Source organism: Delftia sp. Cs1-4 (assembly GCF_000214395.1).
Taxonomy (GTDB): Bacteria; Pseudomonadota; Gammaproteobacteria; order Burkholderiales; family Burkholderiaceae_C; genus Comamonas; species Comamonas acidovorans.
In genome coordinates this window covers 3802268-3823809 of sequence record NC_015563.1, presented here as the reverse complement: position 1 = coordinate 3823809, position 21542 = coordinate 3802268, and the positions used below count along the sequence as shown (strand labels likewise).

Below are 21542 nucleotides of genomic sequence, written 5' to 3'. Positions count from 1 at the left end.
CTTACAGCGAGGTGGCCAGCATCTGCTCGTAGTCGTCGGCGCTGGCCAGGCGCGGGTTCGTGCCGTGGCAATGGTCCTTGAGCGCGCCGCCGATCACGGCTGCAAACTGCGCGCGCTCCACGCCCATGGCCGCCAGGCCCGTGGGCAGGCCCAGGCGGGCGTTCATGTCGCGTATGGCTTCGGGAATGTCGCTGCCCGAGTCCAGGCCCATGGCGTGGGCCATGCGCTGCAGGCGCTGTTCGGCGCGCACGCTCTCGGCCTCGGCATTGAAGCGCACCACGGCGGGCAGGAACATGGCGTTCAGCGTGCCATGGTGCAGGCGCGGGTTCACGCCGCCCAGGCTGTGGCTGAGGCTGTGCACGCAGCCCAGGCCCTTCTGGAAGGCCATGGCGCCCTGCATGCTGGCGCTCATCAGCTGGCGGCGCGCCTCGGCGTCCTGGCCGTTGCGCGTGGCGCGCTCGATGTGGGCCCAGCCGCGCGTGAGGCCATCGAGCGCAATGCCGTCGGCAGGCGGGTTGAAGGCCGCCGCCATGAAGGTCTCCATGCAATGGGCGATGGCGTCCATGCCCGTGGCGGCCGTCAGCATGGCGGGCAGGCCGTAGGTCAGTTCAGGGTCGCAGATGGCGGCACGGGGCACCAGGTGCCAGCTGTGAAAGCCCAGCTTGCGGTGGTCGTCCACGATGATGATGGCGCCGCGCGCCACCTCGCTGCCCGTGCCGCTGGTGGTGGGCACGGCGATCAGCGGGGCCACGCGCTCGCTGATGCGCGGCGAGCCTCCCTCGATGGTGGCGTAGTGCGACAGCGGCCCTTCGTGCGTGGCTGCAATCGCCACGCCCTTGGCGCAGTCGATGGCGCTGCCGCCGCCCACGGCGATCAGGCCGTTGCAGCGCTGCTCCTGGTAGATGGCAGCGGCCGCGCGCACGGCGGCCTCGGTGGGGTTGGAGGGCGTCTGGTCGAACACCGCATGCGGCATGCCGCCCAGCGCATCCAGCGCCTTTTGCAGCACGCCAGCGGCCTTGACGCCCTGGTCGGTGACGATCAGCGGCCGCGTGATGCCCACGCGCTCGCACTCCTGGCGCAACAGGCGCACGGCGCCGAAGTCAAACTGGATCTGGGTGACGTAGTTGATGAAGGCCATGGTCGGTGACTCGTTGCGGGCCGTTGCGGCCCATGGTGGGGATCAGGGGGAGTGCGCCGAATCTAGACCGCGCGTGCTGCACTGCAAACAAAGCAAACCCTGAGAGGGCGCTGCGGCGGTCACGGGGGCGACAGCGCGGGCATGCGCTGCCATCGCATGGCTGCCAGGGCCTTGTGCTCGCGGCACAATGCCTGCTGCGCTGTGCCTGCCGTGCCTGGTCGGCCGCACCTTGCCGGCCGCACTTGGCCGGCCGCACCGAATTGCCTTGCCAGATAGTCGCTACCGAACCTGTCCCTGAACGTGCTCCTGAACGTGCCCCAGACTGAATCCTCCTCCCATGCCACGCCGCTGCCGGCGTCCCTGACCCACCAGATGCGCGATGTGCTGCGCCGCATGGAGCGTGCCGCGCGCACGCCCCTGCACCAGCTGGGCGCCGAGGGCGCACGTGCCGCCTACGAGGCGGGGGCCGGCGTGCTCGAAATTCCCAAGCCGGTTCTGCCGCGTGTCGAGGATCTGCAGATTCCCGCGCGCGATGGCGCCTTGCTGCCTGCGCGGCTCTATGCGCCCGTGGAGCGCAGCCAGACGCCGGCCACGGGCCTGCCCGTGCTGCTGTACCTGCACGGCGGCGGCTTCACCGTGGGCAGCGTGGCCACGCACGACGTGCTGTGCCGCCAGCTGGCCCATCTGTCGGGCGCCATGGTGGTCTCGCTGGACTACCGGCGCGCGCCAGAGCACAAATTCCCCACGGCCCACAACGACGCCTGGGACGCGCTGCAGTGGCTGGCCGCGCAGGCGGCCTCGCTGGGCGCCGACCCTGCGCGCCTGGCCGTGGGCGGCGACAGCGCGGGCGGCACGCTGGCCGCGGCCTGCGCCATCCATGCGCGCGACACCGGCCTCAAGCTGGCCTTGCAACTGCTGATCTACCCGGGCACTACGGCGAACCAGGACACCGACTCGCACCGCCGCTTCGCCCACGGGCTGGTGATCGACGAGCCTGCCATCACCTGGTTCTTCGCCCAGTACCTCAACAGCCCCGCCGACCGCGAGGACTGGCGCTTTGCCCCGCTGCTGGCCCCCGATGTGGACGGCGTGGCCCCGGCCTGGATAGGCCTGGCCGAATGCGACCCGCTGGTGGATGAGGGCGTGGAATACGCCGACAAGCTGCGCATGTCCGGCGTGCCCGTGGACCTGGAGATCTATCGGGGCGTGACCCATGAATTCGTCAAGATGGGCCGCGCCATTGCCGAAGCGCGCCGTGCACATGCCGACATGGCGCGCGCCTTGAGCGACGCCTTCGCAGCCTGAAGGCCAAGACGCACCAAAACACACCAAGACACCCCAAGACAACAGGAGAGAAACACCCCCATGCAACGCCAAGATTTCCGCACGCTGCAACGCATCGAAGTGCGCTGGTCCGAAGTGGACGCCCAGAAGATCGTCTTCAACGCCCACTACCTGATGTACGCCGACGTGGCCGTCACCGACTACTGGCGCCAGCTGGGCATGCCCTATGAGTCGTCCTTCGCGGCCCTGGGCGGCGAGCTGTTCGTCAAGAAGGCCACCACCACCTACCACGCATCGGCCACGCTGGGCGACGTGCTGCATGTGGGCATACGCTGTGCCAGGCAGGGCAATACCTCGCTGTTGTTCGAGGCCGGCATCTTCCGCGGCATGGAACTGCTCAACACCGTGGAACTGGTCTATGTGTTCGCCGATGCCACCACGCGCCAGCCGCTGCCCGTGCCGCAGCAGCTGCGCGACGTGCTCACGGCCTATGAGGCCGGCCAGAGCGTGGTGCGCGTGGCATCGGGCAGCTGGAACGACCTGGGCCGCGACGCCGAGCGCCTGCGCCTGGCCGTGTTCGTGCACGAGCAGGGCGTGCCGCGCGAGATCGAGATCGACGAGTTCGACCCCGTGGCCCGCCACGCCGTGGTCTACAACGGCCTGGGCCAGCCCATTGCCACCGGCCGCCTGGTCAGCGACAGCCCCGGCGCGGGCAGGATCGGCCGCATGGCCGTGGACCGCAGCGTGCGCGGCGGCCGCTGGGGCCGCATCGTGCTGGACAGCCTGGTCGAAGCCTCCCGCCAGCGCGGCGACCGCGAAGTCGTGCTGCATGCGCAGCGCCATGCCGAGTCGTTCTACCTGCGCGCCGGCTTCACGCCGGAAGGCGAGCCCTATGAAGAGGCCGGCATCCCCCACATCACCATGAGGAAAGTGCTCACCGCCTGAGCTGCAGGCAGCTCAGGCGGTGCAAGGCTCAAATCTCAGATGTCCTCGCGCAACGCGTAGGGCAGGGGCTTGAGCTGCAGCGCCAAGGCCTGTGCGGCATCGGCGCGCTGGCCTTCGCCCAGTGCGGCGTGGGCCAGCAGGGGTTGGTCGGCCGAGCTGGTCTGCATGGAGACGATGGCGTCCCAGCCGCCACCGGGCGCCGGGGCGGCCTGGACCACGGTGCCGGTGGCCTGCTCCAGGTCCTCGGGCGTGAAGACCTCCATGCCGGTGGCCAGCGGCTGCTGTGCATGGGCAAGGTAGGCGCGGCGCTTGAGCGTGCCCCGGAACTGGCTGCGGGCCACCACCTCCTGGCCTGGGTAGCAGCCCTTCTTGAAATTCACGCCCTCCACCGATTCGTAGTTGAGCATCTGCGGCACAAAGGCATCCACGACAGGCGCCGACAGCGTGGCAATGCCGCTGGCGACTTCGCTCCAGAGCCAGTCGGCCTCTCCGAGTGCAGGGCCTTCGGGCAGGGGCGCGCCCACGGGCGCCACGCGCAGGGCGCGCGGCTGGCCGGCGGCCGGGTACAGGGCGATCAGGCTGGCGTCGCCGTCATCGGTCTTGGTCCAGGGCACGGCTGCCGGGCCCAGGGCCTGCGCGGCGGCATCGCCAGCCAGCCCGTGCAGCGTGAATTCGGCCGTGGCGTCGCTGAGCTTGCACTTGGCGCGCAGCACGAACATGGACAGGCGCTTGAGCGTGGGCGCCAGCAGGCTGCGGTCGCACAGCAGCAGGATCTCGTCCTTGCTGCGCTTGAAGCCGATGAAGCTGGCCAGCATGCGGCCCTTGGCCGTGCAGAACGCCGACAGACGCGCGTGCTGCAGATCCAGCAGCGCGAAGTCGTTGGTCAGCTGTCCATGCAGGAACTGGGCGGCGTCTTCGCCGAGGGCGCGTATCACGCCGAGATGGGGAACGGAAGCAATGCCGTTCAGTAAAGGCTGGGTCATGGCTGAATTATGATCAGCCGCTCTATTGCTTGCTTGGACCGAGGTTGTGCGCTTTATCTTTCGCGCTTTGATGATGTTGCTGGTGCTGGCCGCCGTGCTGGCCGGTGCCGGCTGGTGGTGGCTGAACCAGCCGCTGCCGCTGGCCCAGCCCACGCTGGAGCTGGAGGTCGAGCCCGGCACCACGCCGCGTGGCGTGGCCCGCGAAGTGGTCAAGGCCGGCGTGCAGACCGATGCGCGGCTGCTGTACGCCTGGTTCCGCGTCTCGGGGCGGGACCGGCAGATCAAGGCCGGCAACTATGAGCTGACCACGGGCCTGACTCCCTATGTGCTGCTGCAAAAACTCGCGCGCGGCGAGGAATCGCTCAAGGCGTTGACCCTGGTGGAAGGCTGGAACTGGCGCCAGGTGCGCGCCGCCCTGGCCCGCGAGGAATTCCTGCGCCAGGAAAGCGCAGGCATGGACGACGCTGCCCTCATGCAGGCCCTGGGCCGCGCGGGCGTAGCACCCGAGGGCCGCTTCTTCCCCGATACCTATACCTATGCCAAGGGCAGCTCCGACCTGGCCGTGCTGCGCCGCGCCCTGCATGCCATGGACCGGCGCCTGGCCGATGTCTGGGCGTTGCGCTCGGCCGACACGCCGCTCAAGACGCCCGACGAAGCGCTGATCCTGGCCAGCATCGTCGAGAAGGAAACCGGCCGCGCGGCCGACCGCGCACAGATTGCCGGTGTCTTCAGCAACCGCCTGCGCATCGGCATGCTGCTGCAGACCGATCCCACCGTGATCTACGGCCTGGGCGAGAAATTCGACGGCAACCTGCGCCGCCGCGACCTGCAGACCGATACTCCCTGGAACACCTACACCCGCGCGGGCCTGCCGCCCACGCCCATCGCCATGCCCGGCAAGGCCGCCCTCATGGCCGCCGTGCAGCCCGGACAGACCAAGGCGCTGTATTTTGTGGCGCGTGGCGACGGCACCAGCCATTTCAGTGCCTCGCTGGACGAGCACAACCGCGCCGTGAACCGCTACCAGCGCGGTCAGCAAAGCCCTGGGCAAAAGCCCTGAGATATTCCCCCAGGGCTGCTGCGCTTTGCGCAGCGCTTGCGTATCCTCTCTTTCCATATGACCACTGCAACTCCCGCCGGCCTGTTCATCAGCTTCGAAGGCATCGATGGCGCCGGCAAGTCCTCGCACATCGCGTCGCTGGCCCAGGCTTTCCGTGACCAGGGCCGCACGGTGACGCTCACCCGCGAGCCCGGCGGCACGCCGCTGGCCGAAAAGCTGCGCGCGCTGATGCTGCACGACGCCATGGACCCGCTGACCGAGGCCCTGATCGCCTTTGCCGCGCGACGCGACCACCTGGTGCAGGTGATCGAGCCCGCGCTGGCGCGCGGCGAAGTCGTGCTCTGCGACCGCTTCACCGATGCCACCTTTGCCTACCAGGGTGCGGGCCGGGGCTTCGACCTGCAGCCGCTGGCCACGCTGGAGCGCATGGTGCAGACGGGCACCGCCCCCCAGCCCGATCTGCTGCGCGAGCCCCACCTCACGCTCTGGTTCGACCTGCCCGCCGAGGTGGCCGCCGAGCGCCTGGCCTCGGCCCGTGTCCCGGACCGCTTCGAGTCCGAGCCCGGCAGCTTTTTCGCACGCGTGGCCCAGGGCTATGCGGCGCGCGCTGCCGCCGCGCCCCAGCGCTTTGCGCGGATCGACTCCAACGCCAGCCGGCATGCGGTCTGGCAGCAGATCACCCAGGTCATGGTGCGCCGGGGCTGGCTGGCCATCATGGTCGGCGGACAGGCAGGTGCGGCATGAGCGAGGCCCTGCCACAACCGGCCGAGACCGACACCGCCTGGATCGCCGGGCAACGCATGCGCCTGCTGGCCCAGCGCGGCCACGCCTGGCTGCTGCAGGGGCCTTCCGGCCTGGGCCAGTACGCGCTGTCGCTGTCGTTGGTGCGCGCCTGGCTGTGCGAATCGCCGTCGCCCCAGGGAGCCTGCGGCCACTGCGGCAGCTGCCACGCCATCGACGTGCGCGCCCATGCCGACCTGTGCGTGCTCATGCCCGAGGTGCAGATGATGGCGCTGGGCTGGCCGCTGCCCGAGAAGGCCCAGGCCGATATCGACGACAAGAAGCGCAAGCCCAGCAAGGAAATCCGTGTCGAGGCCATGCGCGACGCCGTGGAGTTCTGCCAGCGCACCAGCGCGCGCGGGCGCGGCAAGGCCGTGCTGGTCTACCCGGCCGAGCAGATGAACGCCATCACGGCCAATGCGCTGCTCAAGACGCTGGAGGAGCCGCCGGGCGATGCCCGCTTCGTGCTGGCCAGCGAGGCGGCCCACCAGCTGCTGCCCACCATCCGCAGCCGTTGCCTGACCCACACCATGGCCTGGCCCGATCAGCAAGAGGCCCTGGCCTGGCTGCAGGGGCAGGGCGTGGCCCCGGAAGCGGCCGCCGTGGCGCTGCGCGCCGCAGGCGGGCGGCCCGGCGACGCGCTGGCATTGGCGCACAGCGGTGGCGGCAAGGACATGGCCGCATGGTCCCAGTTGCCGCGTGCGCTGGCCAAGGGCGATGTGGCGGCCCTGGCCGCCTATGCTCCGCCCCATGCCGTGGAGGCCTTGCAGAAGATCTGCCACGACCTGATGGCCCTGGCCGCAGGCGCCGCGCCGCGCTACTTCACGCCGGCCGACCTGCCGTCGCGTCCGCTGGACATGGGCCTGCTGGCCGAATGGTCACGCGCCCTGGCCCAGGCCGCGCGCACGGCGGACCACCCCTTCAACGCCGGGCTCATGACCGAGGCCCTGGCCGCCGAGGCCCGGCGCGTGCTCATGTCCGGCCAGCCTGCCCGCCAGCGCCGGGGATGAGGCGCGGGGAGCGGGGCGTGGCGGCAGTGCAGCAGCGCGGCTGGGTGCTTTTCGCCACATGAAAGCCCGGCCTGTTAACCTACTGCCCTGGGCTCGGTGCCGATCGCGCCGGCCGCTCACCGAACCAATGTCTGCAAACCATCCATGAGCACCGCACCCACCACACCCCGTCCCAGCGTGATGCAACTGGCGATCAAGGAAAAGGCAGCGCTGTACGCCGCCTACATTCCCATGTTCGCCGAAGGGGGCGTTTTCGTGCCCACGCAGCGTGAGTACCGTCTTGGCGATGATGTCTACGTGCTGCTGACCCTGCCCGACGAGCCCCAGCGCTACCCCGTGGCCGGCCGCGTGGCGTGGATCACGCCCGCGCGCGCCTCGGGCAACCGCACGCAGGGCATAGGCATACAGTTCCCCAAGGACGAGAAGTCCGCCGAGCTCAAGGCCAAGATCGAGAACATCCTGGGCTCGGCCCTGGCCTCGGACAAGGCCACGCAGACGGTCTGAGTCCTTCACCTGCCTCTGCCCGCATGCCGACACGGAGGAAATGCTCTCCGGTCGGCATGCCTGTTTCTGAACCACGAGATTCCATGTTTACCGATTCCCACTGCCATCTGAATTTCCCCGAGCTGCAAAGCCGCCTGCCCGAGATCCGCGAGGCCATGGCGGCCGCGCGCGTCACGCGTGTGCTGTGCATCTGCACCACGATGGAGGAATTCGGCGATGTGCACCAGCTGGCGCTGGACCACGACAATTTCTGGGCCACGGTGGGCGTGCACCCCGATACGGAACACATGACCGAGCCCAGCGTGGCCGACCTGGTGGAGCGCGCCGCTCTGGCGCGCGTGGTGGCCATCGGCGAAACGGGACTGGACTACTACGGCATGGAAGACCGCAAGGGCGGGCGCACCATTGCCGACCTGGAATGGCAGCGCGAGCGCTTTCGCGTGCACATCCGCGCGGCGCGCCAGACGCAAAAGCCCCTGGTCATCCACACGCGCAGCGCCTCTGATGACACGCTGGCCATCCTGCGCGAAGAAGGCGAGGACGGCTCGGCAGGCCAGGCTGGCGGCGTGTTCCACTGCTTCACCGAGACCATGGAGGTCGCGCGTGCGGCGCTGGACCTGGGCTACTACATCTCCATGTCGGGCATCGTTACCTTCAAGAACGCCCAGCACCTGCGCGACGTGGCCGCCTTCGTGCCGGCCGACCGCCTGCTGATCGAGACCGACAGCCCCTACCTGGCGCCCGTTCCCTATCGCGGCAAGACCAACAATCCGTCCTACGTGCCTTACGTGGCACAGCAGATTGCGCAGGTGCGCGGCATGGCCGTGGAGGACGTGGCGGCCCTGACCAGTGCCAACTTCGACCAGCTGTTCAAGGGGGTTGTCGCATGCGACTGAATGCTGCGGCCAGTGGCCGCGTGGGCGTGGACCGGCGCCACTGGCTGGCCCAGGCCGGCCAGGCCGTGGTGGCCCTGGCCGCAGCCAGCGGCGGGCTGGCGCATGCCAGCCAGTACGACGACTACGTGCGCGCCATCATCAGCGACAACGAGCGCGCCATGGTCAACCTGATCTTTCGCGGCTTCGACCCCAACACCCGCGACACGCGCGGCCGCCCGGGCCTGGTAGCGGCCCTGCACCAGGGCTCGCTGGGTGTCTTCGACGTGCTGCTCAAATCCCCGGGCATCAAGGTCAACGAAGCCTCCCAGCAGGGCGAAACGCCGCTGATGATGGCCTGCATCAAGGGCCACCTGGACCTGGCAAAGGAACTCATACGCCGGGGCGCCGATGTCAACCGCCCCGGCTGGACGCCGCTGCACTACGCCACCTCGGCCGACCTGCCCAAGACGCTGGACATCGTCAAGCTGCTGCTGGACAACAGCGCCTACATCGACGCCGACTCGCCCAACGGCACCACGCCGCTGATGCTGGCCGCCCAATACAGCAGCGAGGCCGTGGTGGACCTGCTGATCAAGGAGGGCGCCGACGTCATCCTTCGCAACCAGCGCGGCTTCACCGCCGCCGACTTTGCCCGGCAGGTGGACCGCCAATACATGGTGGACAAACTCACCAAGGCCATCAAGGCCGAGCGCAAGACCCAGCCTTCCCGCGGAAGCTGGTAGCAGCAAGCCAGGCGAGTGGCACTGCCGGTGCCGCCGCTGTCCACCTCAGGTTGTGTGATTCCTGCTCAATCGGGCGTACAGGCCGTCCCGCGCCAGCAGCTCTGCATGCGTTCCCTGCTCGGCAATGCGGCCGCGCTCCATCACCACCACGCGGTCGGCATGCTCGATGGTCGAGAGCCGGTGGGCGATGACCAGGGTCGTGCGGCCCTGCATCAGCCGCGTCAGCGCCTCCTGCACCAGGCGCTCGGATTCGTTGTCCAGGGCCGAGGTGGCCTCGTCCAGGATCAGGATGGGCGCATCCTTGTACAGCGCCCGTGCAATCGCCAGCCGCTGGCGCTGGCCCCCCGACAACTGGCTGGCGTTGTGGCCCACCACCGTCTGCAGGCCGTTGGACAGGCCGCGCACATGGGAGCCCAGATTGGCGGCATCCAGCGCGGCCCACAGCTGGGCCTCGTCTTCCACCCCGCCCAGCGCCACGTTGGCGGCAATGGTGTCGTTGAACATCACCACGTCCTGGCTGACCATGGCGAACTGCTGGCGCAGCGCGGCCAGATCCCATTCGGGCAGGGGCGTTCCGTCCAGCAGCAACTGGCCGCCCGTGGGCTGCAAAAAGCGTGGCAGCAGGTTCACCAGCGTGGTCTTGCCCGCGCCGGAGGGGCCGACCAGGGCCACCACCTCGCCCGGGCGCACGCGCAGGTCCACATGGCTCAGGGCGGGGGCCTTGTCCTCGCCAAACTGCACGGACACGTCGCGCAACTCGATCTCGCCGCGCGCCTTGCCGGGCACCTGGGTGCCGCCGGTCTCGTCGCCCGAGCCCTCCAGCAGATGCAGGCCCCTCTCCAGCGCCGCCACGCCACGCGTGATGGGGTTGGCCACATCGGCCAGGCGGCGGATAGGGGCAATCAGCATCAGCATGGCCGTGATGAAGGCCGCAAAGCTGCCCACCGTCACATCCTGCACATTGGCCGCAGCAGCGCCCGTGCCCCGGCTTTGCCACAGCGCGATGCAGATCACGGCCGACAGGGCGGCGGCGGCCAGCAGCTGGGTCAGCGGCGTCATCGCGGCAGAGGCGATGGTGGCCTTGATGGCCAGCTTGCGCAGCTGCCCGCTCAGGCCGCCAAAGCGCTTTTGCTGGCCCTGTTGCGCGCCATGCAGACGTACCATGCGGTGGGCCAGAACGTTCTCTTCCACCACATAGGCCAGGGAATCGGTGGCCTCCTGGCTGATCTTGGTGATGCGGTACAGGCGGCGCGACAGCGTCTTCATGATCCAGGCCACGCCCGGCACCACGGCCGCCACCACCAGCGTCAGCTGCCAGTTCAGATACAGCAGGTAGCCCAGCAGCGCCACCAGCGTGAAACCGTCGCGCGAGATGCCCAGCATGGCCTGCACCAGCAGCGTGGAGCCGGTCTGCACCTCATAGACCACGGTATTGGACAGCGATGAGGCCGACTGGCGCGAGAACAGCGCCATATCGGCCGCCAGCAGCCGCTCGAACAGGCGCTTGCGCAGCGCCAGCATGCCCTCGTTGGCAATGCGCGCCAGCGCGTACTGGCCCACGAACTGCGACAGGCCCCGCACCAGGAACACGCCGATGATGGCCAGCGGCACCGACCACAGCGGCAGCGTGCCGTCGGTGAAGCCGCTGTCCAGCAGCGGCTGCAGCAGGGCAGGGATCAATGGCTCGGTGACCGCGCCCACCAGCGTGGCAGCCACGGCCAGCGTCCAGGCCAGGCGCTGGCCACCAAAGTAGGGTGACAGGCGCTTGAGGCGCTGCGACAGGGTCAGGGTGCTGGCGAGATCAAGGGCCGCCGGTGCGGCAGACGGCGCAGGGGCCGGCGGCGGTGAGGATGGTGCTTGCATGAAGCGCGGATTTTACGGTGGCCTTGCCTGTGGCTGCCTCATGGGGAACTGATGCGGCTGCCGGGGATCGAGAAAGCCTGGGCCGACAGACCCTACAGTGCACGTTCTTACATCGAGACGCATCCAGTGTGTGTAACATTCGCACCTGTGCAAGTACCGGGGTCTTCCCGTAGATATTGATGAATGCCAATGACTATTGACCGACTCCTTTCTCCCTCCTCCCTGGCGGCCGTGCCGCGCACTTCGCGCCGAACCCTGCTGGCCGCTCTCGCTTCAACCCCCGCAATTCCCGCGCTGGCCCAGTTCCGCGTCGAAGTGACGGGCGTGGGCTTGACCCAGTTGCCCATCGCCATTGCAGCATTCAAGGGAGAAGGGCAGGCGCCCCAGAAGATCTCGGCCATCATCCAGGCTGACCTGGAGCGCAGCGGTCAATTCCGCGCCGTGGACACGGCCGGCGTCCAGCTGGACGAAACCTCGCGCCCCGACGTTGCCATGTGGCGCCAAAAGAGCGCTGACTCGCTGGCCGTGGGCAGCATCACGCGCCTGGCCGATGGCCGCTACGACGTGCGTTTTCGCCTTTGGGACGTGGTCAAGGGCCAGGACCTGGGGGGCCAGGGCTTTGCCGTCACCACCGGCGACCTGCGCCTGGTGGCCCACCGTATCTCCGACTACATCTACGAAAAACTCACGGGCGAGAAGGGCGTGTTCTCCACTCGCATCGCCTACGTGACCAAGGCGGGCAGCAACTACCGCCTGTGGGTGGCCGATGCCGATGGCGAGAACGCCCAGTCGGCCCTGTCCAGCCCGGAGCCCATCATCTCGCCTGCCTGGTCGCCCACCGGCACGCAGCTGGCCTACGTGTCCTTCGAGTCGCGCAAGCCCGTGGTCTATGTGCACGATGTGGCCAGTGGCCGCCGCCGCCTGGTTGCCAACTTCCGGGGCTCCAACAGCGCACCTGCCTGGTCGCCTGACGGCAACTCCCTGGCCGTCACGCTCAGCCGCGATGGCGGCTCGCAGCTGTACCTGATCAGCGCCCAGGGCGGCGAGCCGCGCCGACTGATGCAAAGCAGCGGCATCGACACCGAGCCGAACTTCTCCAGCGATGGCCGCTCCATCTACTTCGTCAGCGACCGTGGCGGTGCTCCGCAGATCTACAAGGTGCCGGCCTCGGGCGGCAGTGCGGAACGCGTCACCTTCACCGGCAACTACAACATCTCGCCCAGCGTCAGCCCCGATGGAAAGTGGCTTGCCTACGTCTCGCGCGTGGGCGGGGGCTTCAAGCTCCACGTCATGGACCTGGGCACCGGCACAGTGAATGCCATCACCGACACCACGGCCGACGAAAGCCCCAGCTTCGCCCCCAACAGCCGCCTGATCGTCTACGCCACCCTGCAGCAGGGCCGCGAATCCCTGATGACCACCACGCTCGACGGCAAGATCAAGGCACGGCTGGCAGGGCAGGGCGGAGACATCCGCGAGCCCGACTGGGGTCCGTTCCAGCGCCAGTGATATCCGGCTTCCCCGATTTCTTTTCAGTCAACCAGTCAACTCAGCACGAAGTCCACCCGGACATACGGAGATTTTTCATGATCACCATCAAACGACTTTCCCTGGCACTTGCAGTCACTGCACTCATGGCAGGTTGCAGCTCGGGCGTCAAGCTTGACGAAACCCCGGTCACCGACGCGGGCGCCACCAGCACGGGCCAGGGCAGCGGCGCCGGCACCGGCAGCACCTCGCAAAGCGGCATCTCGGGCGTGGACCTGACCGGCTCGGCCGCCGACAAGGCAGGTCCCCAGGGCGTCAGCCGCGTCGTCTACTTCGACTTCGACAGCTACGTCGTCAAGGCCGACGCCCAGCCTCAGATCGAAGCCCATGCACGCTTCCTCAAGGCATCTTCCGCTCGCAAGGTCCAGATCGAAGGCCACACCGACGAGCGCGGCGGCCGCGAATACAACCTGGCCCTGGGCCAAAAGCGCGCCGAAGCCGTGCGCCGCTCGCTGGGCCTGCTGGGCGTCAGCGATGCGCAAATGGAAGCCGTGAGCTACGGCAAGGAAAAGCCTGCCTCCGAAGGCCATTCCGAAGACGCCTACGCGCAAAACCGCCGCGCTGAACTGTCCTACCGTTGATGAACATGCAGCGCTCCCCGATCCTGCATCGCACCGCGCTGCGCACGCTGCTGGCGGCCGGCCTGATGGCCGGCTACGCCGCCAGCGGCCATGCCGCACTGTTCGGCGATGACGAGGCGCGCCGCGCCATCCTGGAAATGCGCCAGCGCGTCGACAGCATGCAGCAGTCGCAGCAGCGCATGACCGAGGAAAGCTCGCAAACGCGCCGTGGCCTGCTCGAACTGCAGTCGCAGATAGAGCAGCTCAAGTCCGAGCAAGCCAAGCTGCGCGGCCAGAACGAGCAGCTGCTGCGCGATGTGGCCGAGCTGCAGCGCGGCCAGCGCGACATCGCCAAGGGCGTGGACGAGCGCCTGCGCCAGTTCGAGCCCGTCACGGTGACGGTGGACGGCCAGGAATTCGCAGCCGACCCGGCAGAGAAGCGCGACTTTGAAGCCGCGCTGGCGCAGTTCCGCGCAGGCAGCTTTGCCGAAGCCGCCTCGGCGTTCTCGTCCTTCCTGAACCAGTGGCCCAAGAGCGGCTATGTGCCCTCGGCACGCTTTTGGCTGGGCAATGCGCAGTACGCCAATCGCAACTACAAGGACGCGATCACCAACTTCCGCGCGCTGCTGGCGGCAGCCCCCATGCACGGCCGGGCGCCGGAGGCGGCACTGTCCATCGCCAACTGCCAGATCGAGATGAAGGACACCAAGGGCGCGCGCAAGACGCTGGAAGACCTGATCAAGGCCTATCCCAATGCCGAAGCCACGGCTGCGGCCAAGAACCGTCTCGCCAGCCTCAAGTGATGAACGACACGGTCTCTTCATCCCTTCCGGAAGAAGACAAGACAGCGCCTGAAGCAGGCGCTGTTTTTTCTGATGCCGACCTGCAGCGCCGCTTCGGCGGCCTGGAGCGCCTGTATGGCGTACCGGGCGCCGCGCGCATCCGCGCCGCGCACGTCGTCGTGGTGGGCATCGGCGGCGTGGGCTCCTGGACCGCCGAGGCGCTGGCGCGCAGCGGTGTGGGTGAACTCACCCTGATCGACATGGATCATGTCGCCGAGTCCAACATCAACCGGCAGATTCACGCGCTCTCCACCACCGTGGGCCAGGCCAAGATCGAAGCCATGCGCGAGCGCATCGCCCAGATCAACCCCGCCTGCCGCGTGCACTGCATCGACGACTTCGTTGACCCGGACAACTGGCTGCGCCTGCTGCCCCCGGGCGCTGACGCCGTCATCGACGCCTGCGACCAGGTCAAGGCCAAGACCGCCATGGCCGCCCATGCGCGCGCTACGCGGAAATGCTTCATCTCCGTGGGTGCAGCGGGCGGCAAGCGCCTGGCTCACAAGGTCGATATCGACGACCTCAGCGCCACCACGCACGACCCGCTGCTGGCACAACTGCGCTACCGCCTGCGCCGCGAGCACGGCGCACCCAAGGAAGGCAAGCGCATCGGCATCGCCTGCGTCTTCAGCCGCGAGGCCGTCGCCCCGCCCGATGCCTCTTGCGCCATCGAAGGCGACGGCACGCTCAACTGTCACGGCTACGGCTCGGTAGTGGCCGTCACCGCCACCTTCGGCCAGTGCGCCGCAGGCTGGGTCATCGATCAACTGAGCCGCATCAAGAATTGAAGCGTAAATTTTGGTGCTAGAATCTATGTCTTCGCTAAGCAGCATCTGATGCATGCAAAGCGTGGTTCGGGTCTTTAGCTCAGTCGGTAGAGCAGCGGACTTTTAATCCGTTGGTCGCGAGTTCGAATCTCGCAGGACCCACCAAAGAACACAAGGCCCCGTAGCAATACGGGGCCTTTTTTCTTTGCTATCGAAGAAGTAGCAAAACGGAGCAGAGAATTGCGGCCCGTGTTCCGCAATTCTGGGCGTGTTCCGCAATTCACCGCACGGGCCTCACCTTCTTGCCCACCTTGTGGCGGATGTACTGGGCTGTCATCCCCTCCGTCGGGTGCCCCAGCAGCGCCTGGGCGTGGCGTATCCCGCCGTCGTCATCCACAGTGGTGGCGGCCGTGGCGCGCAGGTCCCGAAACTGGAATTGCGCCTTGGAATGCCGGCGGCATCCCGAGCGGCGCCGAAGCGGTCGCGGAGTATGTTCTTTGTCAGCGGCTGACCCGCCTCGTTCACAAGCAGCTGCGCGGTGTCCGCTTTGACCTGGACTTTGTACGCCTGGATCTCGGCCAGCAGCTCCTGAAGTGCGCCTGTTACCTCGATGCGCAGCTTGGCTGTCTTGCCCTGGCGGACGTGGAGCATGCCGCCGGCAATGTGGTCGGTGCTCATGCGAAGCACGTCGGCCGGGCGCTGGCCAGTGAGGAGCGCCAAGTGGACAGCGAACCGCAGGGATACTGCGGCCTTCTCCAGCAGCCGAGCCATCAGGTCGTCGCCGACTACGACATCCCGCCCATCCTCCCGGAAGCCTCGCATGCCTGCGCAGGGGTTGGAGGCCTTCGTGAGGCCCTGTTCCCGGGCAAAGTTCCACATGTGCGAGAACAGGGACTTCTCCCGATTGGCGCGCACCTGGCCGATGGAATCCGGAATCGTCTGAGCCGGTAGTCCAACTTGCCTGAGGGCGCAATGCGGGGGGAGTGACTTGGCTCATGCTGGTCCAGAACACAGAAAGCCAGCTCTGTGGCTGGCTTTTTGAAGAAGGAGAGATCAGGACAGCGCACTTGACGCGCTGTGCTCACGCACGGAAAAAAGCCACTGTTGAGTGGCTTTAATTTGGTTGACGAAGGTTTGCCTAGCTAAGCATCTCGATTTATTTGCTTTTCTTCTTCATAAATCCTTCGTTCCTCTCTGGATAAAGGGTCATTCCTTCTTTTGCTATCAAGTGCTTCTATCTGAACTCCTGGAGAAAAGATACTCTTGACGGAATCCCAAAAGACTTCCCATGGGGTGCGAGGTTGTGAAAGCATATTAAACTCCAATTATCTTCCGTTGAGGTAGGGAGGAGGTGTGTCCCGCAGTTCAGCAGAATCCAAATTTATAGTAAATTCTGTGTCCCAATCGCTGATTTTTTTCTTGCGAGGTGGGTCAGATGTGCGGAAATAGTCATCGTTAGATACAGCATGACTATCAACATCTGGAAGAGAATATTTATTTTGGCGGCTAAATGAGCCTTTTGTGTCTTTGACTTTCATGTGGACCTCCGGTCCTGTGTGTTGACCGAAAACGACCAACTTTTTTCACACTACTCTGATTTCCAGCGGAAAACCGTTTGGGTAACAACAATTACCTATATGTAGAAGCGGATCAGGGCAGCGAAGCCCGTCGCGAGAGGGCGCGTCTCGCGCCCCGCATCCATGCCCTCAGGAAATGTCAGGAACTGCTCGCGGTCTTTGCAAACGATCCATCTCGGGGGCTGTTATGAAGGAAAAAGACCCCTGGCAGTCTCGCATCCAGGGGCTTGGGGAGCCGCCTAGACTTGGCGCGCACCCCTTTGAGTGGCGTATGGGCCTGTCGTTGCTTAACTGTTGGCCGTTCTTATAAGAGGCTGCTTCCGGACCTTGCGGTATCTCCAGGCCGCAGGCTGGCTTGGCTGCGCGAGAAGGTACCAAGACAGCGTGCTGCACGTGCTGCGCTCATGCTTCTCGATATGTGTACGCGGATGTAATACAGCTTCCAAAGGAACAAAAATAGGCGCCCAATGAAACTGCTCATTGGCAATTTCGTTTCCTCCAGAGGCGTTCCTTAATTTGAAATTCGGGAGAAAATGTTATGGATCAAAGAATAAGTGAGCCCGAGCTAGGGGCATTGCACGTTTGGCATGCAAGCATGGTGCTGCTGGCACGCCGTGGCGAGATGCTTGGAATTTCTGTATATGAAGCGCCTGCGATCGCAAGCCTAGCCGCACGCTGTGAGTCCCCATATCACATGCTAGTGATAGAGGTAGACGATCCTTGGGATGTGTCCACCCAAAATCGCATTCGCGCGAGCCTTAGCAGGTTTACGGCATAGGCTCGTCTGCGTTTAAAACACTCAGACTCTCGCCGTTTTGTCGTATAAATGACATGTTGCCAAAAAAATCCCTTTTCTGGTGCATGCAATAACCACAATGCTTGTGATAGATGTGAAATGGCTAATGGGCCTAGATGTTGAATTGCATTTGTCTTACAGCGCTCACCAGTACAGAAGCTCATGCTGTGTTAATGACCACACCTAGTAAAAAATCCCCTGGCCAAGTGCCCACATCCTCTTCTCGTAACAGGTTTTCCACGCGCAGGACACTCTACATCGGCATCGCTGTGGTAGTTGTTGCTCTTCTGGTTACGCTTGTTCCCTGGTAGATGATCACGGCTGCTCTTGCGAGCTGTACATAACAGCCTTGCGGGGAAGTGCGATCCCAAAAAGGCCTCTATGAAGAGGTTTAGGGGAGAGATTATAAAAACAGAGTGGTTCAGATGGATGAAAAAGAGCCCGCATTCAGCGGGCTTTCTATAATTATCATTATATCGGTCTGTAATATTTATCCTCGCGTTCCTTTATATGTGCATTGTGCCTATTGATGTGTTCGTTCTGAGAAGATGCTTGGCTGTACGACGGGGCGTTGAGATTGTTTTGAAGCTCTTCTTCGTATATTAATATATCTTCTTTAGACAAGTGGTAATCTTGCTCAGTGTTTTCCATGGGATCTAGGTGAGCTTTGGGAGAAAATACGGTTTTTATAGAATCCCAGAATTTTTCAAAAGGGGTGCGAGGGAGTAAGAACATATTGGCCTCCAGTGCGCAAGCCATTTAGAGCGGGCGGGCATATCTGTCGTTCGTGCAATACGGCAGATTTAAGAGCGACCAGAGATGCTGTATTCCACCAGCTGCGCATTATTTTGTGCGGTGGATCAGGAGTGTGGGAGTAATCATCTCTTGATACGGAATGGCTATCAACATCAGGTAGCGAAAAACTTTCGATGTGGATGGTTGAATCAGATTTTTTCTTAATTTCATGTGAAACTCCTGTTTGGATCGTTGGTCAAAGATGACTGACTTTTTACACTACTCTGATTTGCACGGTAAAACCGTTGGCGTAACAATAATTATCTATATGTAGTAGCGTTTCATGGCGTCGAAGGACATTAGAAGAGGGCGCAAGGCACTCCCTGTGCTTCCGGTTATCAGGAAATCATCAGGAAACTCTCACGGTGTTTACCTGTTCGCGTTTGTCCGGGACATCCGCGGTCTGTAGCATTCGTCGGAACTTTCGAAGGTCCGAGATCTTCTTGTCCAGAGCCTTCGCTGCGCCATGAGCCCTGGCCAGCGGCACATCCGCCAACACTCCATCAGCATCCTCTCCGCGCTGAACCCGGGCTTTGAACTCGTTCTCGCTGATGTGGATCCGCTTGAGGTTCTCGTAGTAGGCGTTGCTCTGGCCGTTGGCGCCGCGCGTGTTCCCGTAGAGGCGACTTGCCAGAACACGACAACGCTCGCCGTCGAGATGGTTCCGTCGTTGGGGCCCAGCACTGCAGCGCGCAGCCAACCTACGTGAGCGGTTCATGGCGCTCAGGATGCGTTCGATAGTGGAATGACTTCATAGGCATCTTTTCGTCAACGCGAGGAGCGCCAAGCAGTATGCGGCAGCGTGTTGTCGTGTGGGATGTAGTGATTATTTTCATGGATTCTCTAATGTGGAATAAATTTCCATTGGGATTTATCAGCCTTCAGATAATGCCATGGATTTTTTTATTCGATCGATCACCGCAACTACGCCCGCCTCAAAATCTCTCCAGTTTTTTACGCCAGAGTGACGCATTTCATTCATCTTCTCATCTGCGGATTTAATCTCGGTATGCATTCTATTAATGTGCATCTGAATATTTACTTTGGCATCGGAGCTTGCCAAGTCATATTTCTTCTCAAGTTCTGATACCGCTGCCTTCCCTTTGGATATCTCCTTTTCGGCATTTGCTAAGAACTGCTCGCGAACCATTGCCTCGTTGGTATAGGTGAATGCTGGCATGTCCTTTACACTTTGTTTTGTGGCTCCCATGATAATCAGTTTTCCTGATATTTCATTAATTTCACGGATTGGAATGGCCACATCATGTTGTCCTATTCCGACAAACCCTCCTGCACTCACGATGGCATAAGTCACGTTCTTGTCAGGTGAAATAATAAGATCATCTACTCTGCCAACTTTTCCTCCAGTGTCGTTAAATATAAACTTCCCTATCAGTGATTTCTTTGCGCTCCATCCCAGGGCGGCGCTGGTGGTTTGGGAGGTCTTGACATCCATTGTGGTAGTTGATCCTGCAATTTGTGCCCTTGCTGTTGCAGCAGAAGCTAGGACAGCGGCTAATGCCAGAACGGCAAGAAAATGGTGTGAATGTTGATTTTTCATGATGAGGTTCTCCAAAACGTACCACATCGGGTGTTGGATGTTTGGTGTACGTTTTATCGCTTTTATACTTATCAAGTAGCTCTGTCTGTACGCGAACGTACAGTGGATTTTTTAACCCTGACACCCTTGATGCAGAAATTTATCTGGAAATATTTCAAGTGTGTGCTGGCGCACAGACATGATTTTAGGTTAGACATATTATTCTGATTGTTGAAGCATCTAGGAATTACCATGAAAACTGACACACAATTACAGCAAGATGTAATGGCGGAGTTGAAGTGGGAGCCTTCTGTGCACGCTTCCCAGATTGGTGTAGAGGTCAAGGATGGCGTTGTCACTTTGGCTGGAGAGGTCAGTAGCTATTTGGAAAAATGGGGGGCTGAAAGGGCCGTGCAACGTGTGGTAGGTGTTAGAGCCTTGGCGATCGACATGACTGTCAAGTTGTCGCAAATGGGAAAGAGGACTGATACCGATATCGCGGCATCCGCGCGAAACGTGCTTAGCTGGACGAATTCGGTTCCTATCGACACCGTTCAGGTCCTTGTAGAAGATGGTTGGATTACCTTGTCTGGGGAAGTGGTTTGGAACTATCAGCGTAGCGATGCTGCCGACAGAGTGCGCCTCTTGCCGGGAGTGCGCGGTGTGAGCAACCAAATTTCCATCAAACCCAGGGCTTCAGCCATCGTCGTAAAGTCAGAAATCGAGGATGCCATCAAGCGTCGTGCGACTTCTGATACGAAAACGATTGTTGTTGATGTCACGGGTGGCGATGTGACGTTAACAGGGACTGTCCGTAGTTGGACGGAGCGTGATCTCGTAGTTCATTCTGCCTGGGGAAGCCCGGGTGTCCGCCAGGTATTTGACAGGATGACCATCATCTGACAATTTTGGCGAAGGCCGGGGGCATGAATCGTTGTCGCCAATTCATAGCCATTGTCGTCGTGCCTACCTGAAGCGGATGTCTGATGAATCAGAAAGGATCTGAGCCATGACCGAAAACTTTCCAAAGTATGCAGAAATAGGGTGAAAGAGGAATGATTTCGAAAACACCAGAAGCGTGGATGATTAAAAATGTGTTTTCTTTTTTGTCTATTTCAGCGAAAAGGATTTTTAATCTGTTGGTCGCGAGTTAAAATCTCGAAGGACCCAACAACAAAAACGCGGAAGCCGCGCTATCGTAAAAGTAGCGCGGCTTTCGTTTTATCCCCAATTGAGGAATAGAGGTCTGGGCTGCTGCCGGTTTCATCTTCCACCTTAGCAAGGTGTCATCAAAACCGGCAGTAGCTCACAACGTCAACCACATGCTCAGCACTTTTTTGGAGTAGAAAACATGAAAAATTCCATCCAAGCTCCCTGTCCTTTGTGCAGCCTGACCAGTACAGCCTACTTGGAAAACTATGCCAAGTGGACGCATTTTGTGTGTCCCTGTTGTCGTGAGTTCAAAGTGAACAAGCTGGTCATTAACATGTTGCGTGCTGAATCTGTTGATGTTCGTGAGCGGCTGTCACAGGAGGCTCGGGCGTTGACGGGGAGCAACTATCTTCATATCGCTGCAGCTGAGGGCAAGTCATTGCAACCCAAGGGACTGACTCCTTGGCGCGCAGAGGTGCGGCAGCGGCCGGTTTAATGTTCAGCCGTCCGGTCCATGCCCAGGGCTTGTCCAGAGCGCGATACGGATGAACACTGGAGCCATGCTTCATCTACCCACTCGGCCCTGCAGGTCAGACCTCCTAGAAGATCCTTCACGTCGTTTCTAGCTTTCTCCGCGTATCCTTCGCCGATATAGCCCAGCTTTATTAATGTCTCCAGCATGGATAAGGCCCCTGCATTCCATGCTTCCGAAACGGTTAGGGTTGTGCGTATCTCATCTGGTAGAGCTTTTGCCCAGTCATCGAATTTCATATACGTGCC

At 62.9% G+C, this 21542-nt stretch carries 21 protein-coding genes, 1 tRNA gene and 1 pseudogene; 15 read left to right on the top strand and 8 right to left on the bottom strand.

All coding sequences use genetic code 11. The features are described 5' to 3' along the window. Position 1 precedes the first annotated feature (1 nt). Positions 2–1138 carry an iron-containing alcohol dehydrogenase gene (locus tag DELCS14_RS16750; RefSeq protein ID WP_013802706.1) on the bottom strand — a complete coding sequence of 379 codons (1137 nt, stop codon included), beginning with the start codon at positions 1136–1138 and terminating at the stop codon, positions 2–4. 300 nt (positions 1139–1438) lie between these two features. Between DELCS14_RS16750 and DELCS14_RS16745 the strand changes: the two genes are divergently transcribed. After that, a complete protein-coding gene (locus DELCS14_RS16745) occupies positions 1439–2443 on the top strand; it encodes an alpha/beta hydrolase (protein ID WP_013802705.1) in 1005 nt (334 codons plus the stop codon). Positions 2444–2503: 60 nt separating this feature from the next. After that, entirely contained in the window at positions 2504–3367 is an 864-nt protein-coding gene (locus DELCS14_RS16740; RefSeq protein ID WP_013802704.1) for a YbgC/FadM family acyl-CoA thioesterase, read from the top strand. 35 nt (positions 3368–3402) lie between these two features. Here the strand turns inward: DELCS14_RS16740 and DELCS14_RS16735 are convergent, their stop codons facing one another. Further along, on the bottom strand, positions 3403–4350 hold the full coding sequence (locus DELCS14_RS16735) for a folate-binding protein YgfZ (RefSeq protein WP_013802703.1): 948 nt from the start codon (positions 4348–4350) through the stop codon (positions 3403–3405). A 46-nt stretch (positions 4351–4396) separates the two neighbouring features. Between DELCS14_RS16735 and mltG the strand changes: the two genes are divergently transcribed. The 6 genes from mltG to DELCS14_RS16705 all read left to right on the top strand — a co-directional run bounded on the left by mltG (position 4397) and on the right by DELCS14_RS16705 (position 9322). Beyond that, on the top strand, positions 4397–5410 hold the full coding sequence (mltG, locus tag DELCS14_RS16730; RefSeq protein ID WP_013802702.1) for an endolytic transglycosylase MltG: 1014 nt from the start codon (positions 4397–4399) through the stop codon (positions 5408–5410). Positions 5411–5467: 57 nt separating this feature from the next. After that, positions 5468–6154, top strand: coding sequence for a dTMP kinase (gene tmk, locus DELCS14_RS16725; protein ID WP_012205226.1), 687 nt, complete (start codon positions 5468–5470; stop codon positions 6152–6154). Continuing rightward, positions 6151–7200 carry a DNA polymerase III subunit delta' gene (locus DELCS14_RS16720; protein WP_013802701.1) on the top strand — a complete coding sequence of 350 codons (1050 nt, stop codon included), beginning with the start codon at positions 6151–6153 and terminating at the stop codon, positions 7198–7200. Before tmk ends, DELCS14_RS16720 begins: the two co-directional genes overlap by 4 nt. 144 nt (positions 7201–7344) lie before the next feature. Then, positions 7345–7704 (top strand): PilZ domain-containing protein, encoded by a 360-nt coding sequence (locus DELCS14_RS16715; protein WP_012205228.1) that lies wholly within the window; start codon positions 7345–7347, stop codon positions 7702–7704. Between the two features lie 83 nt (positions 7705–7787). Beyond that, positions 7788–8600, top strand: a complete 813-nt coding sequence (locus tag DELCS14_RS16710; RefSeq protein WP_013802700.1) for a TatD family hydrolase — start codon at positions 7788–7790, stop codon at positions 8598–8600. After that, on the top strand, positions 8591–9322 hold the full coding sequence (locus DELCS14_RS16705; protein ID WP_013802699.1) for an ankyrin repeat domain-containing protein: 732 nt from the start codon (positions 8591–8593) through the stop codon (positions 9320–9322). The genes DELCS14_RS16710 and DELCS14_RS16705 overlap by 10 nt, the downstream gene beginning before the upstream one ends. 45 nt (positions 9323–9367) lie before the next feature. Here the strand turns inward: DELCS14_RS16705 and msbA are convergent, their stop codons facing one another. Beyond that, positions 9368–11185, bottom strand: coding sequence for a lipid A export permease/ATP-binding protein MsbA (msbA, locus tag DELCS14_RS16700; RefSeq protein ID WP_013802698.1), 1818 nt, complete (start codon positions 11183–11185; stop codon positions 9368–9370). 189 nt (positions 11186–11374) lie between these two features. Here msbA and tolB point away from each other — a divergent pair, with 189 nt between their 5' ends. The 5 genes from tolB (at position 11375) to DELCS14_RS16675 (ending at position 15067) form a co-directional block, all read left to right on the top strand. After that, positions 11375–12694: a Tol-Pal system beta propeller repeat protein TolB gene (gene tolB, locus DELCS14_RS16695; RefSeq protein ID WP_013802697.1), complete on the top strand. Its 1320-nt coding sequence runs from the start codon at positions 11375–11377 to the stop codon at positions 12692–12694. A gap of 77 nt (positions 12695–12771) precedes the next feature. Then, complete coding sequence (pal, locus tag DELCS14_RS16690) at positions 12772–13314, top strand: peptidoglycan-associated lipoprotein Pal (protein WP_013802696.1); 543 nt, start codon at positions 12772–12774, stop codon at positions 13312–13314. Then, positions 13314–14096 (top strand): tol-pal system protein YbgF, encoded by a 783-nt coding sequence (ybgF, locus tag DELCS14_RS16685; protein WP_013802695.1) that lies wholly within the window; start codon positions 13314–13316, stop codon positions 14094–14096. Before pal ends, ybgF begins: the two co-directional genes overlap by 1 nt. Further along, complete coding sequence (locus tag DELCS14_RS16680; RefSeq protein ID WP_013802694.1) at positions 14096–14923, top strand: tRNA threonylcarbamoyladenosine dehydratase; 828 nt, start codon at positions 14096–14098, stop codon at positions 14921–14923. Before ybgF ends, DELCS14_RS16680 begins: the two co-directional genes overlap by 1 nt. Positions 14924–14991: 68 nt before the next feature. Next, positions 14992–15067, top strand: a tRNA-Lys gene (locus DELCS14_RS16675). 168 nt (positions 15068–15235) lie between these two features. Here DELCS14_RS16675 and DELCS14_RS16670 read toward each other — a convergent pair. From DELCS14_RS16670 to DELCS14_RS30055, 4 genes and pseudogenes are all read right to left on the bottom strand, one after another. Next, a complete protein-coding gene (locus tag DELCS14_RS16670) occupies positions 15236–15781 on the bottom strand; it encodes a tyrosine-type recombinase/integrase (protein WP_212739083.1) in 546 nt (181 codons plus the stop codon). 446 nt (positions 15782–16227) lie between these two features. Next, positions 16228–16440, bottom strand: a complete 213-nt coding sequence (locus tag DELCS14_RS30695) for a hypothetical protein (protein WP_157158292.1) — start codon at positions 16438–16440, stop codon at positions 16228–16230. A gap of 2266 nt (positions 16441–18706) precedes the next feature. Continuing rightward, positions 18707–18825: pseudogene (locus DELCS14_RS31310) on the bottom strand (VIT family protein); the annotation flags it as partial. A gap of 119 nt (positions 18826–18944) precedes the next feature. Further along, positions 18945–19631, bottom strand: coding sequence for a PRC-barrel domain-containing protein (locus DELCS14_RS30055; protein WP_013802690.1), 687 nt, complete (start codon positions 19629–19631; stop codon positions 18945–18947). A 231-nt stretch (positions 19632–19862) separates the two neighbouring features. Here DELCS14_RS30055 and DELCS14_RS16660 point away from each other — a divergent pair, with 231 nt between their 5' ends. Continuing rightward, entirely contained in the window at positions 19863–20513 is a 651-nt protein-coding gene (locus DELCS14_RS16660) for a BON domain-containing protein (RefSeq protein WP_013802689.1), read from the top strand. Between the two features lie 448 nt (positions 20514–20961). Next, positions 20962–21258: a hypothetical protein gene (locus tag DELCS14_RS30050; protein WP_225614168.1), complete on the top strand. Its 297-nt coding sequence runs from the start codon at positions 20962–20964 to the stop codon at positions 21256–21258. Here DELCS14_RS30050 and DELCS14_RS30685 read toward each other — a convergent pair. Then, positions 21255–21533 (bottom strand): hypothetical protein, encoded by a 279-nt coding sequence (locus DELCS14_RS30685; protein WP_157158291.1) that lies wholly within the window; start codon positions 21531–21533, stop codon positions 21255–21257. The two genes, DELCS14_RS30050 and DELCS14_RS30685, sit on opposite strands and share 4 nt — an antisense overlap. Positions 21534–21542: the final 9 nt, after the last annotated feature.